The organism is Brevundimonas sp. (assembly GCF_035935935.1).
Lineage (GTDB): Bacteria > Pseudomonadota > Alphaproteobacteria > Caulobacterales > Caulobacteraceae > Brevundimonas.
The window spans coordinates 330,732-345,000 of record NZ_DASYWO010000005.1; the positions used below are offsets into that span (position 1 = coordinate 330,732).

Consider the following 14,269-nt stretch of genomic DNA (forward strand, 5'->3'; position numbering starts at 1 on the left):
GTGCGCCGGCTCTAGGTTCCGCCGCGATGACCGACCAAGCCCCCGCCGACGCCGACCTTTCGTTCGAAGCCGCCCTGACGCGGCTGGAATCGCTGGTCCAGCGCCTCGAGTCCGGCCAGGCCCCGCTTGAGGAAGCGGTCGCCCTGTACGAGGAAGGCGCGCGTCTGAAGGCGTTGTGCGAGGAGCGCCTGAAGGCGGCGCAGCTTCGGGTCGAGAAGGTCGTGCTGGGCGCCGACGGTCGGCCGACCGGCACGGCGCCCGCGGACTTCGGCCAGTGAGCGGCTCGGCCGCGCAGATCGGGTTCGACGACTTCCTGAAGGTGGACGTGCGCCTCGGCCGCGTGGTCGAGGCCGAGCCGTTTCCGGAGGCCCGCAAGCCCGCCTTCAAGCTGAAGATCGACTTCGGGCCGGAGATCGGCGTGAAGAGGTCGTCCGCCCAGATCACGCGCCATTACACGATCGAGCAGCTTCGGGGGCGGCTGGTGGCCGCCGTGGTCAACTTCCCCCCGCGCCAGATCGGACCGTTCATGTCCGAGGTGCTGACGCTGGGCTTTCCCGACGCGGACGGCGAGGTGGTGCTGGTCGGCGTGGATCGCGACGCGGTCGTCGGCGGACGGCTGTTTTGACGGCGCTGGCGGCGAATTCGCCCGAACAGGGCGTGATCGACCGGGTGGCCGAGGTGGCGGATCTAGTCACCGTGGCGCTGGACGAACTGCTGCCGCGCGCGGACGGCCCCGAGTCGCGACTGACCGAGGCGATGCGCTACGCCGCCCTGGGGCCGGGCAAGCGGCTGAGGCCGTTTTTCGCGCTGGAGGCCGCGCGGCTGTTCGATCTGGAGGAGCGGCCGGTGCTGCGGGCGGCCTGCGCGCTGGAGTGCGTGCATGCCTACTCGCTGGTGCACGACGACCTGCCGTGCATGGATGACGACGACGTGCGGCGGGGGCGACCGACCGTGCATCGCGCCTATGACGAGGCGACGGCGGTGCTGGCGGGGGATGCGCTGCAGACGGCGGCGTTCGACATCCTGCTGGACGAGGACACGCACGACGACCCGGCGGTGCGCTGCGAACTGGCGGCCCGGCTGTCGCTGGCGTCCGGCGCGCGGGGCATGGCCGGCGGTCAGATGATCGATCTGATGGGCGTCCGCGACGACCTGGGCGGGGTCGCGCGCATGCAGCGATTGAAGACCGGCGCCCTGTTCGCCTACGCCTTCGAGATACCGCTCATCCTGGCCGACGCCGGCGACGCGGCGCGACACGCCTTGCTCAGCTTCGCCCACGACGTGGGGCTGGCGTACCAGATCGTCGACGACCTTCTGGACGCGGAAGGCGATGCGGAGACCCTCGGTAAGGCCGCTGGCGGCAAGGACGCCGCGCGCGGCAAGACCAACTTCGTCACCCTCCTGGGCGTCGATCAGGCGCGCGGCCGGGTGTCGCATCTGGCCGATCAGGCCCGGGCGCATCTGGACCCGTTCGGCCCGGACGCGGAGATGCTGAAGGCCAGCGTGGATCATGTGCTGACGCGGCGGCGTTGATCCGGCGAAGCGCTCAGACCTTCCTCAGACAATCCTCACTGGCGCTCGCGCCCTCACGCGTTCAAGAGAGAGGAAACCGTCTCCGCCCGTCACGGGCGTCGCCCGAAGTGCCCTGGATGCCCGACACGCCCCTGCTCGACAAGGTCAAGACTCCCGCCGACATGCGCGGGTTCGACCTGCCCCAGCTGAAGCAGCTGGCGCAGGAGGTCCGGGCCGAGACCATCGACGCCGTGTCGGTCACGGGCGGGCATCTGGGCGCGGGCCTGGGCGTCGTTGAACTGACCGTCGCCCTGCATCACGTGTTCGAGACGCCCGACGACATCCTGATCTGGGACGTCGGGCACCAGTGCTATCCCCACAAGATCCTGACGGGGCGGCGCGACCGCATCCGCACGCTGCGACAGGGCGGCGGCCTGTCGGGCTTCACCAAACGCAGCGAGAGCGAATACGACCCCTTCGGCGCGGCCCACGCCTCGACCTCGATCAGCGCCGCGCTCGGCTTCGCGACGGCCCGGGATCAGCAGGGCAAGACCAACCGCGTGGTCGCGGTGATCGGCGACGGGTCCATGTCCGCAGGCATGGCCTATGAGGCGATGAACAACGCCGTCGAGGCGACGTCCGGCCAGCTGATGGTGGTGCTGAACGACAACGACATGTCGATCGCGCCGCCGGTCGGGGGCATGAGCGCCTATCTGGCCGGTCTCGTGTCCGGCGGCGCCTATCGCGGCATGCGCAAGTTCGGCAAGTCGATCGTCGAGCACCTGCCGCGCCCGTTCGTGAAGGCGGCGAAGAAGGCCGAGGAATACGCCCGCGGCATGGTCACGGGCGGCACCTTCTTCGAGGAGCTCGGCTTCTACTACGTGGGGCCGATCGACGGGCACGACCTCGACAATCTGGTGCCCATCCTGAAGAACGCGGCCGCCATCACCGACAAGCCGGTTCTGGTCCACGTCGTGACCCAGAAGGGCAAGGGCTATGCCCCCGCCGAAAGCAGCGCCGACAAGCTGCACGCGGTGGTCAAGTTCGACGTCGTGTCGGGCAAGCAGTCCAAGCCGGTCTCCAACGCGCCCAGCTATACCAAGGTGTTCGGGACCGAGCTCATCAAGCGGGCGCGGATCGATCCCAAGATAGTGGCCGTCACGGCCGCGATGCCGTCCGGCACGGGGCTGGATCTGTTCGGGCAGGCCTTTCCGGAGCGGACCTTCGACGTCGGCATCGCCGAGCAGCACGCGGTCACCTTCTGCGCCGGCATGGCGGCGGACGGGCTGAAGCCCGTGTGCGCCATCTATTCGACCTTTCTCCAGCGCGGATACGACCAGGTGGTGCACGACGTGGCGATCCAGTCGCTGCCGGTGCGCTTCGCCATGGATCGGGCAGGCCTGGTCGGGGCCGACGGCTCCACGCACGCCGGGTCGTTCGACGTCGGCTACATGGGCGCCCTGCCCGGCATGGTGCTGATGGCGGCCTCCGACGAGGCGGAACTGGCGGCTATGATCGCCACCTCGCTGGAGATCGACGACCGGCCGAGCGCCTTCCGCTATCCGCGCGGCGACGGCGTGGGCGTGGAGATACCCGAATTGGCCGCGCCGCTGGAGATCGGCCGCGGCCGCATCGTGCGCGAGGGCACGGCCGTGGCCATCCTGAGCCTGGGCACGCGGCTGCAGGAGGCGCTGAAGGCCGCCGACCTGCTGTCCGCGCGCGGCGTCTCGGCGACGGTCGCGGACGCGCGCTTCGCCAAGCCGCTGGACGTCGACCTGATCCTGCGCCTGGCGCGCGAGCATGAGGCGCTCATCACGGTCGAGGAGGGCGCCATGGGCGGCTTCGGCGCCTTCGTGCTGCAGGCGCTGGCCGAGAAGGGCGCGCTGGACGCGGGTCTGAAGATCCGCACGCTGCATCTGCCCGACGTCTTCCAGGACCAGGACAGCCCGGCGAAGCAGTACGACCTCGCGGGGCTGAACGCCGAACACGTCGCCGCGGCCGCCATGGCGGCGCTCGGTGCGACCAAAGGCGCTGCGCGGGCCTGACCTTTCCGGCCATCAAAACCTTGCCGTCCGGCGATCGAGGCCCCAGTTAGGGCGCACCCCTCAACGGAGCCTTCTCCCCCGACGCCGCAGGAGCGCCGATGCCGCATGCCGAGACCCTGATCTCCACTCTGGTCGGGGGCTTCGTGTTGGCCTTCGTGTTCGGGATGCTGGCCAACCGGCTGAAGCTCTCGCCGCTGGTCGGCTACCTGCTGGCCGGCGTCGCCGTCGGGCCGTTCACGCCGGGCTTCGTCGCCGACACCGCGCTGGCCCCGCAACTGGCGGAGATCGGCGTCATCCTGCTGATGTTCGGCGTCGGGCTGCATTTCTCGCCGAAGGACCTCATGCAGGTCCGCAAGGTCGCCGTTCCCGGAGCGCTGGCGCAGATCGCGGCGGCGACCGGCATGGGCTGGCTGCTGGGTCGCTTCGTGCTGGGGCTCGGCGACGTCGAGGCCGCGCTGATGGGATTCGCCCTGTCGGTGGCGTCGACCGTCGTGCTGATGCGGGCGCTGGAGGAGCGCAAGCAGAACAAGGGCGAGGTCGGGCGCATCGCGGTGGGCTGGCTGATCGTCGAGGATCTGGTGATCGTCATCGCCCTGGTGCTGCTGCCCATGCTGCTGGCGCCCGCGGGCGAAGGCGGTGGCGCGGCGGAAGTGGCGGCCGGCGTGGGCTGGACCCTGCTGAAGGTGGCCCTGTTCGTCGCCGGCATGCTGGTCGTCGGCGGGCGCGTACTTCCCTGGGTGCTGGTGCGGATCGCCCACACCAAGTCACGTGAGCTTTTCACGCTCGGGGTGCTGGCCATCGCGCTGGGCATCGCCTGGGTGGCCTACGCCCTGTTCCACTCGTTCGCCCTGGGCGCATTCCTGGCGGGGCTGGTTTTGAACGGCTCGCCGCTGGGGCACAATGCGGCGGAGCGCAGCCTGCCGCTGCGGGACGCCTTCGCCGTGCTGTTCTTCGTCTCCGTCGGCATGCTGTTCGACCCGATGATTCTGGTCGAGCAGCCGCTGGCGGTGTTGATCGCGCTCGCGATCGTCATCGTCGGCAAGACGCTCGCGGCGCTGGCGATCACCACCGCCTTCCGGCTGGACCGCGCGACCAGTCTGACGGTCGGAGCTTCGCTGGCGCAGATCGGCGAGTTCAGCTTCATTCTGGCGGCGCTGGGGGTGTCGCTGGGCGCGATGAGCCAGACGACCCACGACCTGATTCTGGCCGCCGCCCTGCTGTCGATCTCGCTGAACCCGTTCGTGTTCAAGCTGATCGACCGGATGGGCGCAAAACCGCAAACGCCCCCGGCGAAGGCCGAGGGCGTCGCGGTTCGGGATCTGGTCTAGGCCGTCACAGCACGCCGATCATGCTGGCCACCAGCGGGTGGCGGACGATGTCGCGCTCGGCCAGATGGACGACGCCGATGTCCGGCACGACCGCCAGCTTTTCCGCGATGTCCGAAAGGCCCGAAACGCCCGGCAGCAAGTCCGACTGATGCGGGTCCCCGGTCACGACCATCGTCGAATGCCAGCCCAGCCGCGTCAGCAGCATCTTCAGCTGGGTGTAGGTGCAATTCTGGGCCTCATCCACGACGATGAAGGCGTTGTTGAGCGTGCGGCCGCGCATGTAGCCGATCGGCGCGATCTCGATCAGGCCCTCGGCCATCAGCGCCTTGACCCGCTTCATGGACAACCGGTCGGACAGGGCGTCGTAGAGCGGCCGCAGATAGGGGGCCAGCTTGTCCTCCATGTCCCCGGGCAGAAAGCCGATGGACTCGCCCGCTTCGACCGCGGGGCGGCTCAGCACGATGCGGCCGACCTTGCCGGCCTCGAGGGCTTCCACCGCCTTGGCCACGGCCAGATAGGTCTTGCCGGTGCCGGCGGGGCCAAGCGCCAGGACGAGGTTGTGATGATCGATCATGGTCATCAGCTCGGCCTGACCGTCCGACTTGGGCTTGAGCGTCTTGAGGTAGCCCTGGTCGCGCTCGTCGTTGGACGGGTGGGGCGACCAGCCGCGGTGGCTCTGGCTCGCGTGCTGGCCGGCATGATGCGGCAGCCGGCGGACCTTCGCGTCCTCGATGAACTGGCTGGAGTCGAGCACGCCGAATTCGCGCGACATTTCGCGGGTCTGACGCTTCAGGGCCGAACGCTTGGTCATTTTTGGCTCCAGGCAGGCATGAAAAAAGGCGATGCCGCGAAAGCATCGCCTCGGACGAGGGCGGGGAGGGAGGAAGCGGAGACGACGTGTCCGCCCGGGTCGTCGGAGACTTCATGCTCCAGCGGGAGGACCCGCCGACCGGAACGCAGCACGCGCGTTCTCCGTGAGGCTGACCGGACCGGGCTTGATCCGGCTTCCGATCCGGGGCGGAAATGGCCGCTTCGAATCGCATTCGCATATTGATGCTAACGTGGTTTCCAAACGCTTAAAGGGCGGATTTGGCTGAGTTTTGGAGGGGTTCGGATGAATGTTCACGCGCTCGGAGACAAGTCTCCGCGCCTTCCGGCGGACGGTGAATACTGGGTCGCTCCGACGGCGACCTTGGTAGGAGACGTGATTCTGAAGCCGGGCGCCAGCGTGTGGTTCGGCGCCGTGCTGCGGGGCGACAACGAGCCGATCACCATCGGCGAGGACACCAACATTCAGGAGAACTCGGTCCTGCACACCGACATGGGCGAGCCGCTGACGCTGGGGCGCGGCGTGACGGTGGGGCACATGGCGATGCTGCACGGATGCACGGTGGGCGACTGCAGTCTGATCGGGATCGGGGCGGTCGTGCTGGGGCGTGCGAAGATCGGGAACAACTGCCTCGTGGGCGCGGGCGCGCTCATCACCGAAGGCAAGGAATTTCCGGACGGCTCCCTGATCGTGGGCAGTCCGGCGCGGGTCGTGCGTCAGCTCGAGCCCGGTCAGATCGCGGCCCTCAAGGCCTCGGCCGAACACTACGTGCAGAACTGGAAGCGGTTCGCGCGCGACATGCGGCCGGCCTGAGGTCAGGCGATCCTGCGGCCGTCCAGCGCGGCCAGCGCCAGGCGGGGTCGTCCCGGGTCGCCCACGCCGACGCAGACCTGCGCCGTCAACCGGTGCGGCGTGCGGGCGGCGGGCGCGGGGCCGGACGCGCGCGAATAGAGCCCCAGGATCAGCTCGCGCCCGCCCGCGTCGCCGCGGAACGGCGTCAGCGTCACCTCAAGATTCAGCGGCCCGGCGGTCGCGGCGATCACGACGGGCCGCGCCTCGCGCACCGTACGGCGCAGGGCGTCGGCCACCAGCGGACGGGACGCGTGACGCCACAGCGAAAGGACTCCCGAACCGGTCAGAGGCCCGTGGTGAAAGGCCTCAAGCCAGTCGCCTGCCAGCCGGATGCGCGCGTCGTCGCCGGTCCGCTCCGCCAGAAAGGCGCGGGTCAGGCCTCTCCCCAGGGCCTCCGGCATCAGCGCGGCGCGGTGCGGCAGCCCCGAACGCGCGCCGTCGCCGCGGCTGAGGCCGGACCACAGATCGATCAGGGCGCGCGTGTCGGAATGGAACATCATCGCCGTCTCCGGGCGAGCCGGCGCAATTCCGGGGCCGGATCGAAACGGAATCGAAAGGGGCGGCGTGCTCCCCTCGTCGGCGACAACGGCCCGGTTCTTGCTGAGGAATCGACCGACTGAACCTTGTGGAGGCGACCTCATGCGGTTGCACGCGCTCACCTGGCTGCCGGCGGCGGTGACCCTGTTCGCCGTCTCGGCCTTCGCCGACGAGGCCGCGGCCCAGTGCGGACCCGTCTGTCCGCCGCCCCCGCCGCCGTGCTGCGAACCCCCGCCGCCGCCGCCCCCGCCGCCTCCGCCGCCCGGGCCGTGCTGCGAGCAGCCGCCCGCGCCCCCTTGCTGCGGCGGCGGCAATGTGAACGTGAACGTCAACGTCAATGCGAACGCCGGGGCCTCGGCCCGCGCCGGAGCCGGGGCCACGGTGATCGTGGCCGGCGGCGGCGGCGCCTACGTCAACGTCGAGCAGCCCTATCCGACGACGATCCAGGGTCTGCACGTCGGCGGCGGCATGATGCGCGAGGTCATCCGGGTGCCGTTCGAATCCCGTCGGCGGATCGAGCGCCGCGTGGTCATCCGCGCCGTCTGCATGGACGACCGCGGCCGCCCGCATCCGGCCGCCCAGGTCCGCCCGGATCGCGACGTCTGGGGCGACTACGACGGCGAATTGTTCCGCTGCCTGGCCGGCACCTACATGCAGGTGACCATCGCCGACTGGGAAGGTTCCGAGCGCTTCGACCACGGCGAGACGACGACCTGTCGCAAGGGCGACAGCCTGTGGCACGCGCCGGGCGGCACGGTGGAATGCAAGCCGCAGCGGCCCGAACGCGACTGCAACGAGCGGTCGCTGCTGCGCCGCTACGGCGTCGGCGTGAAGGTGCTGACCATGTGGTATGAGGAGACCTACACCGAGTACCGCGAAGAGGTCGTGGTGCGCGAAGGCTGGGCCGTTCAGGGCGGCGCGATCACGCTGGACGGCGGCGTCGGCGGACGCGTGTTCTGAAGACGCCGTTCAGCCGCCCGTCAGGCGGCGTGATGCAGATTGCGGGCTCGTCGCTCCGTCGACGATCCTGAGAGAGACTGGCCCCGGCTGCGCAAGCGCCGGGGCCTTTTTTCGTCTCACTCGGCCGCGGCCGCCGCAGCGCGGGGCGTCACGGTGATGCGGTAGGCGGTGGCGGGAATCAGGTATTTGGCCGCCGCCGCCTGGACCTCGGCGGCCGTGATGGCCTCAAGGTCCGATTCCGCGCTGCGCAGGGCGGGCAGGCGGGCGGGGTCGGTCTGGGCCTCCGACAGTTCGGAAATCCAGAACTCGTTCGTCGCGCGGCTGCGACGCAGGGCCTCGACGCGGGGGCGACGGGCGCGTTCCAGCTCGTCTTCCGTGATGGGGTCCGTGCCCAGCGAGGCGGCGATGCGGTCCACGTCGGCGAAGAAGCCCTCCAGCTTCTCCGGCGGCGCCTCGATGGCGGCGGAGACGTAGCCGTAGCCCGCGAAGTTGCCGGACGCCTGGGCCCCGACGTTGGGCGAATAGGTCACCGCCTGCCCCTCCCGCAGCTCCTCGATCAGACGCAGACGCAGGACGTCCGCCAGCAGGCGGACGACGCGGGCCTCGCGCACGTCCGTGAAGTTGTCCACGGCCGGCCAGGCGACGAAGCCCAGGGCCTGATCCGGACGGCCGCCATGCTTGAAGTCCAGGGGCTGGGCCGTGCCGGCCGGGAAGCGGGCGGACAGCTGCTCGGCCGACGGCTGCGACGCCGCGCTGCGGGGCGGCAGGGCCCCGAAGGTCGAGGCCACCGAGGCGATGGCCGCGTCGACGTCCACGTCGCCCACGATGACGATTTCGATGGGGCCGGAGGCCAGCGCCGGAGCGACCGCGGCCTTCAGGTCGTCGATCGACCAGGCGGCGACGTTTTCAAGCGAGGGGAAGGCATAACGGGCGTCGCCCGGGCGCAGGCGGCTGGTGGCTTCCCTGGCGAAGACGCCCTGGGTCGTGGCCTCGAGGGTCGGCAGGGCCGCCCGGAACTGCGCGCGGGTGCGTTCGAACGGTTCAGGGCGCCAGGCGGCGTCGGTCACGTAGGCGGCCAGAACCTGCATCTGCACGTCCAGATCCGCCGGCTTGGTTCCGCCCGACAGGACGAAGGCGTCCTCGCCGGCCGACAGGCCTGCGCGATAGGTCTTGCCGGTCAGCACTTCTTCAAGCTGCTGGGCGGTCAACCGGCCCAGGCCGCCTTCGGCGAAGACCGAGCCCAGCGCCAGCACGGGGAGGGGACGGTCGGTGGGCAGGCCCAGCAGACCCTGCCCCACCCGCACCGAGACGAGGATCTGCTCGTCGCGATAGTCGGTGGGCTTCACGGTCAGACGCACGCCGTTGGCGAACGTCACGAAGGTGGCGCCGACGTCTTCGACGACGGTGCGCTCGACCACCGTGCCGGCCGGACCGAACTCCGCATAGTCCCACGCCACGGCTTCGGCCGCTTCGGGCGCGGTCACGGCCACGGCCTCAGAGGCGGCCAGCGCCGCAAGCAGAGCGCCTTCGCCGCCCTCCACCGCCGTCGGGCCGGACATGAACACCAGCGGTCCGCCGCCCGTGAAGGTCGACTTCAGCATGGCGTTGACGTCCTCCACCGTCAGGCCGGCGACCGCCGCCTCGAACGTCGCCAGGTCCGTGGCGGGCGAGCTGAAGACCAGTTCCTCGCTGGTCGTGCCGACGATGGCGTTGGCGAGCGCCGGCGTGCGACGGGTGGAGGCGCCCTCGACCGCGTTGGTCAGGCCGGTGCGCATCTCGGTGATTTCGCGGTCCAGCTCGGCCTGGGTGACGCCGAACTGCGCGATGCGCCGCGTCTCCTGCTCGATCGCGGCCAGGGCGGGCTGCCACGCGTCGCCGTCGTAGTTGGCGGAGACGTTCGCCAGCAGGACGGAATCGAACAGGTTCGAGCGGCCCGCGTTGGCGCCGATGAATGGCGGCCGGGCGCCGCGCCCGATGACGCCGAGGCGTCGGTTCAGCACCGCGAGGCCCAGAGCCCGCCGGACGTTCTCCTGCCGCTTCGCCTGCGTGTCCGGCCGCTGGTCTGGTGCGCCGACCCAGGCGATCTGGATGCTGGGCGTGAGCCCGGCCTCGACGTAGAGACCCGCCTCGCGGCCCCGCGTCCGCACGGCGCCCAGATCGGGCTCCGCTCCGCCCGCATGGCTGTTGGTCCAGTCGCCGAAGGTGGAGACGACCTTGGACTCCATCGAATCGACGTCGAAGTCGCCGACGATCACCACGGTGGCCCGTTCCGGCCGGTAATAGGCCTCGTAGAACTCGACGAAGCGTTCCCGCGGCGCGTTGGACAGGACCGAGGTCGAACCGATCGGCAGACGCTGGGGCACCAGCTGCCCCGGCATCAGGAACTCCAGCTGGGCGACCAGCGCGCGCAGGCCCGGGGTGGCGCGAGTCCGCTCTTCGGACAGCACGATGCCCCGTTCGCGATCGATGGCCGAGGTCTCCAGCAGGGCCTCGCCCAGCATCTGGCGCAGGATGAAGAGGCTTTCGTCGACGGTGGCGTCGTCGGTGCGCGGCAGGTCCAGCTGATAGATGGTGGCGTCGAAGCCGGTGGAGGCGTTGGTGTCGGCGCCGAAGGCGAGGCCCAATCGCTCCAGTCGCTTGGTCAGGTCGCCCTCCGGCACTTCGGTCGAGCCGTTGAAGGCCATGTGCTCCATGAAGTGCGCCAGACCCAGCTGATCCTCGCGCTCCATCAGGGAGCCGGCGTCGATCAGGACGCGGACCGAGGCCTGCCCCGGAGGCGAGGCGTTCTTCATGATGGCGTAGCGCAGGCCGTTGGGCAGCTGGCCGAAGCGGACGTCGTCCGCCGCCGGCACGTCGCTGGCGGCCTGGGGCCACGGATCGGAGGGCTGCACGCCCGCGGCCGCGCCGGGCGTGGCCTGCTGGGCCTGTACGGCGACGGGCAGTGCGGCGCAGATCGCCAGCGACGAGGCGGCCAGCAGCAGAAGGCGGCGGGGGGAACGCATGGACGGTCAGCTCCGGAGACGGGGGCGCCGACGGTCGGGCGCCTCGGGGGGCCCGCGCAGGCGCGCGGGCCGGCGCACGGTTGCCCGCCGCCGTTCCGCCCCACAAGTTACAATCCCGTCAGTTTCCGGGGCGCGTGACGTAGAAGTTGGCGGCGTTGCCGACCGCGTTCGTCCCGGTGATGACGGCCCGGGAATCACCGGAGACGGTGGTGCGGGCCGTGGCGGAGACGTCTCCGGAGTTGTTCTGGACGTTGTCGGCCTGCAGCGTCGCGCCGCATTCGGCGCAGGCGTAGCCGGTGACGCTGTTGCCCACGGCGTCGGCCCCGACGTAGGCGTCGTAGCCGTAGGCGCCGGCGAAGCTGGCGTCCGCCTGGACGCCGCCGGTGTTGATCTGATCGTTGTCGATGCGGACGTAGATGTCGTCGTTGCCGACCGACAGGGCGTTGCCCGACGCCTGCGCATGGCTGGTCGCGCGGCCGTAGTCGTAGCTGGTGACGATCGATTCGGCCCAGACGCGCGAGGCGTTGGTCTGCTGGGCCTCGACGACGGAAGATCCGCCCGCGTTGGCGAAATGGCCGTGGTTGCCCGTGGCGCGCGCCCGTCCCGCCAGGTCCCAGGCGTTCCCGGCGTTGGCGCTGGTCCCGGCCTGCACCAGATCGCCGGTGCTGGACTGGGTCAGGCGCAGATTCTGGCTGGCCGGCGCCGTGCCGGTGTAGGCGGCCACGTTGCCGGTGGCCTGGCTGTTCACTTCGGTCGCGCCCGGCGCGTACTGGACCGCGACGTAGTTGGATGAGAACAGGGTGGCGTCGGTGTCCTGACGGATCTCACCGTCGATGTGGCCGTCCCGCGCGGCCAGCGCCACGGTGTTGGCGGTCGCCGAGGTCTCGATCCGGCCCCCGCCGATCAGGCGCGCCGTTCCGCCGGACAGGTCGGACACGGCCTCGATGCGGACCGCGCCGGTCGTCTGGGTGGCGTCCAGCGTCAGGTCGCCGCCATAGGCGCCCCCGGCCAGATAGTTGCCGTTCGCCTGCGTGACGGCGGTGACGTAGCCTTCGGTGTCGCCGTTCAGGACCAGGGTGGTCTCGGCGGAAACGTCGCCCTGGAGCTCCTGCTCCGAATCCACGGTCAGTTGGCCGGTTTCGACCGCGCCCGAGATCGTGTTGCCCGTGGCCGAGGTGGAGACGGTGACCTGGTCGTCGGCGTCGGTCGTCGTCACCGTCTGGCGCGCGGCGACGTCGCCGCCCTGGAACTGGCGGTTCAGGACGATCGGCGCGTCCGGATCCTGGGCGCGGGCCTCAGTACCGGCTGCGACGCACGTCGCCGTCGCGGCGATCATGCCAGCGAGTCGGATCAGCGCGGGTCTGGCCATTGTTCGTGTCCGTGTTGGGATAGGCCGGATAGTAGCCGCCGGTCGGGCCGTAGGTGTCGCGCAGCAGCTCGTTGCGGGTGTCCAGGCAGATCTCCGGGCCGGGCGCGCCGTACAGGTTCGCCATGAACTCGACCGTGGCCCGCTCCACCAGCGCACGCACCGCCAGCTGGACCGGCTCGAAGCCGCCTTCGCCCCCGCCGACGTCGAAGACGTTGCCGTTCAGGAAGTCGAAGACGTTGAGCGAGATTTCCCGCCCGATGATCTGCTTCTGGTAGGAGACGACGTCGACGACCTCCAGCGTGGTGGTCTGGACCATGCGCAGGTCGATGGCGACGTTCATCACATAGTAGCGGCCGCGGAAACCGCCCGACAGCGGCGTGTTGGTGTCGGCCTCTCCGCCCAGGAAGTCCCAGCCGGCGGAGCGGATGTTGTAGTTCACCTCGGTGATGCCGCCGACGATGTAGAAGTCGGAGCCCGGCACCTGGCCGGCGAGGATCTGGCGATAGGCGGCGTCTTCGCCCTCCTGCCCGGGATCGCCGATCAGCTTGTTGTTGGCGTAGCGCAGTTCCAGCTCGGACACCGAGGTGTCGTAGCGCTCCACGATCTGGGCCCCGGCCTTGGCCAGCGCCGAATAGGCCATGAGCGAGGCCCCGCCGGTGATCTGGCGGCCGCCGTCGGACGAGACGGTTCCGGTGTAGTCGCTGATCCGGCCCACCGCGATGCGCGGCGACGGCAGGTCATACTTCCGGGCATAGTCGGCCAGACAGTACAGGGCGACGGAGTAGGGCGTCGGATTGGCGGTCACCGGCGCGTTGCCGATGGGCTGGGCATAGCGCCCGTCGCCGCCGGCGACCGGCGCGATGCAGCCCCCCAGCAGGGCCGCGGCGGAACCGACGGTTCCGAGAATGCGGAGGCGGCGCAACAGTCGGCTCATCGCAGGTCCAGCCTTCCGTTGAGCGCGGTTCCGGCCCGCACGTCGCCGCTGTTCGTCTGGGTCGAGTTGACGATGACGGTGTTGTGGTTGCCCTGGACCACGACGTTCAACTGGTTGCCGATCGCGGTGGAGCCGCCGATCGTGGCGCGCCCGTCGCCGCCCAGTCCCCACGAGCCCGTGGCCGATGCGCCGCCGCTGGAGCTGGAGTAGGCCCCGACGCCGGACTGGATGATGCCGTTGACGATCAGGCGGTTGCCGTTGGCGTCGCGGGTCGTTCCGGAGACAGGCCGACCGGTGGTGTAGCGTGCGCCGCCGTAGCCGGCTTGCAGCTGGCCCGTGCCGCCGTATCCCTGGGACTGCGCCTGCGCCGCCTCGGGCGCGGCGAGGGCCAGCATGGCTCCGGCAAGAAGGCCCGCGCCGGTCAATGTCCACTTCATGCGCACGCTCCGATCTCGCCGAACGAACCAGCAAGTCACGTGCCAAAATGGGATGGAGACCTTAATGACGGCTTAGTGGCGATTCCCGCCGCCCTTCCGCGCGTTGTCAGAGGCTGATGACCGAATCGCCGACCCGCCGCGAGCCCGCCTTCAAGGCCCCGCCGATCGTGCTGCTGCTGGCGCTGTCGATGCCGGCGCTGTTCTTCTTCCAGGAACGGCTGCCCGACATGGGCCTGTCGCTGGCGCTCCATCCCCGTCGCGTGATGGAGGGGGACTGGACCGGTCTGGCCACGTCCATGTTCCTGCACGGCGACTGGGCGCACGCGATCATGAACGCGGTGGGGGCGCTGGCCTTCGCCACGCCCGTCGCACGCATGCTGCGCGGAGGCGCCGGCGCGGTCGCGTTTTCACTCTTCTATATGGCGTGCGGAATTCTGTCGGCCGTCGGGTACGTCCTGGTGCAT

The 14,269-nt window shown here is 70.2% G+C and carries 14 protein-coding genes (1 of these 14 running past the window's edge); 8 read left to right on the forward strand and 6 right to left on the reverse strand.

The annotated features are described in order from the left end of the window. Positions 1–26: 26 nt before the first annotated feature. From VGR32_RS06400 to VGR32_RS06420, 5 genes are all read left to right on the forward strand, one after another. Positions 27–278, forward strand: a complete 252-nt coding sequence (locus VGR32_RS06400; protein WP_327449235.1) for an exodeoxyribonuclease VII small subunit — start codon at positions 27–29, stop codon at positions 276–278. Further along, positions 275–625: a tRNA-binding protein gene (locus VGR32_RS06405; protein WP_327449237.1), complete on the forward strand. Its 351-nt coding sequence runs from the start codon at positions 275–277 to the stop codon at positions 623–625. Before VGR32_RS06400 ends, VGR32_RS06405 begins: the two co-directional genes overlap by 4 nt. A 32-nt stretch (positions 626–657) precedes the next feature. Continuing rightward, the gene (locus tag VGR32_RS06410; protein ID WP_327449239.1) at positions 658–1,533 is read left to right on the forward strand and encodes a farnesyl diphosphate synthase; all 876 of its coding nucleotides are present in this window, start codon (positions 658–660) and stop codon (positions 1,531–1,533) included. 116 nt (positions 1,534–1,649) lie between these two features. Beyond that, entirely contained in the window at positions 1,650–3,557 is a 1,908-nt protein-coding gene (gene dxs, locus VGR32_RS06415; protein WP_327449241.1) for a 1-deoxy-D-xylulose-5-phosphate synthase, read from the forward strand. 98 nt (positions 3,558–3,655) lie between these two features. Beyond that, complete coding sequence (locus tag VGR32_RS06420; protein ID WP_327449243.1) at positions 3,656–4,885, forward strand: cation:proton antiporter; 1,230 nt, start codon at positions 3,656–3,658, stop codon at positions 4,883–4,885. A gap of 4 nt (positions 4,886–4,889) precedes the next feature. On the opposite strand, the gene VGR32_RS06425 is transcribed toward VGR32_RS06420, so the two are convergent. Further along, entirely contained in the window at positions 4,890–5,708 is an 819-nt protein-coding gene (locus VGR32_RS06425; RefSeq protein ID WP_327449430.1) for a PhoH family protein, read from the reverse strand. A 291-nt stretch (positions 5,709–5,999) separates the two neighbouring features. Here VGR32_RS06425 and VGR32_RS06430 point away from each other — a divergent pair, with 291 nt between their 5' ends. Continuing rightward, positions 6,000–6,527: a gamma carbonic anhydrase family protein gene (locus VGR32_RS06430; RefSeq protein WP_327449245.1), complete on the forward strand. Its 528-nt coding sequence runs from the start codon at positions 6,000–6,002 to the stop codon at positions 6,525–6,527. 2 nt (positions 6,528–6,529) lie between these two features. Here VGR32_RS06430 and VGR32_RS06435 read toward each other — a convergent pair whose 3' ends face one another. After that, positions 6,530–7,066 carry a PAS domain-containing protein gene (locus VGR32_RS06435; RefSeq protein ID WP_327449247.1) on the reverse strand — a complete coding sequence of 179 codons (537 nt, stop codon included), beginning with the start codon at positions 7,064–7,066 and terminating at the stop codon, positions 6,530–6,532. Between the two features lie 139 nt (positions 7,067–7,205). Between VGR32_RS06435 and VGR32_RS06440 the strand changes: the two genes are divergently transcribed. Further along, positions 7,206–8,063 (forward strand): hypothetical protein, encoded by an 858-nt coding sequence (locus tag VGR32_RS06440; protein WP_327449250.1) that lies wholly within the window; start codon positions 7,206–7,208, stop codon positions 8,061–8,063. 116 nt (positions 8,064–8,179) lie between these two features. Here VGR32_RS06440 and VGR32_RS06445 read toward each other — a convergent pair whose 3' ends face one another. The 4 genes from VGR32_RS06445 to hfaA all read right to left on the reverse strand — a co-directional run bounded on the left by VGR32_RS06445 (position 8,180) and on the right by hfaA (position 13,805). Beyond that, positions 8,180–11,065, reverse strand: coding sequence for a M16 family metallopeptidase (locus VGR32_RS06445; protein ID WP_327449252.1), 2,886 nt, complete (start codon positions 11,063–11,065; stop codon positions 8,180–8,182). A 118-nt stretch (positions 11,066–11,183) separates the two neighbouring features. Further along, positions 11,184–12,434, reverse strand: a complete 1,251-nt coding sequence (gene hfaD / locus VGR32_RS06450; RefSeq protein WP_327449254.1) for a holdfast anchor protein HfaD — start codon at positions 12,432–12,434, stop codon at positions 11,184–11,186. After that, positions 12,361–13,368: a holdfast anchoring protein HfaB gene (gene hfaB, locus VGR32_RS06455; protein WP_327449256.1), complete on the reverse strand. Its 1,008-nt coding sequence runs from the start codon at positions 13,366–13,368 to the stop codon at positions 12,361–12,363. The genes hfaD and hfaB overlap by 74 nt, the downstream gene beginning before the upstream one ends. Beyond that, a complete protein-coding gene (hfaA, locus tag VGR32_RS06460; protein WP_327449258.1) occupies positions 13,365–13,805 on the reverse strand; it encodes a holdfast anchoring protein HfaA in 441 nt (146 codons plus the stop codon). Before hfaA ends, hfaB begins: the two co-directional genes overlap by 4 nt. A 116-nt stretch (positions 13,806–13,921) precedes the next feature. Here hfaA and VGR32_RS06465 point away from each other — a divergent pair, with 116 nt between their 5' ends. Then, positions 13,922–14,269, forward strand: partial view of a rhomboid family intramembrane serine protease gene (locus VGR32_RS06465; RefSeq protein WP_327449260.1) — the 5' portion only. It continues 324 nt past the right edge of the window; only the first 348 of its 672 coding nucleotides appear in the window; it begins with the start codon at positions 13,922–13,924; its stop codon lies beyond the right edge, outside the window.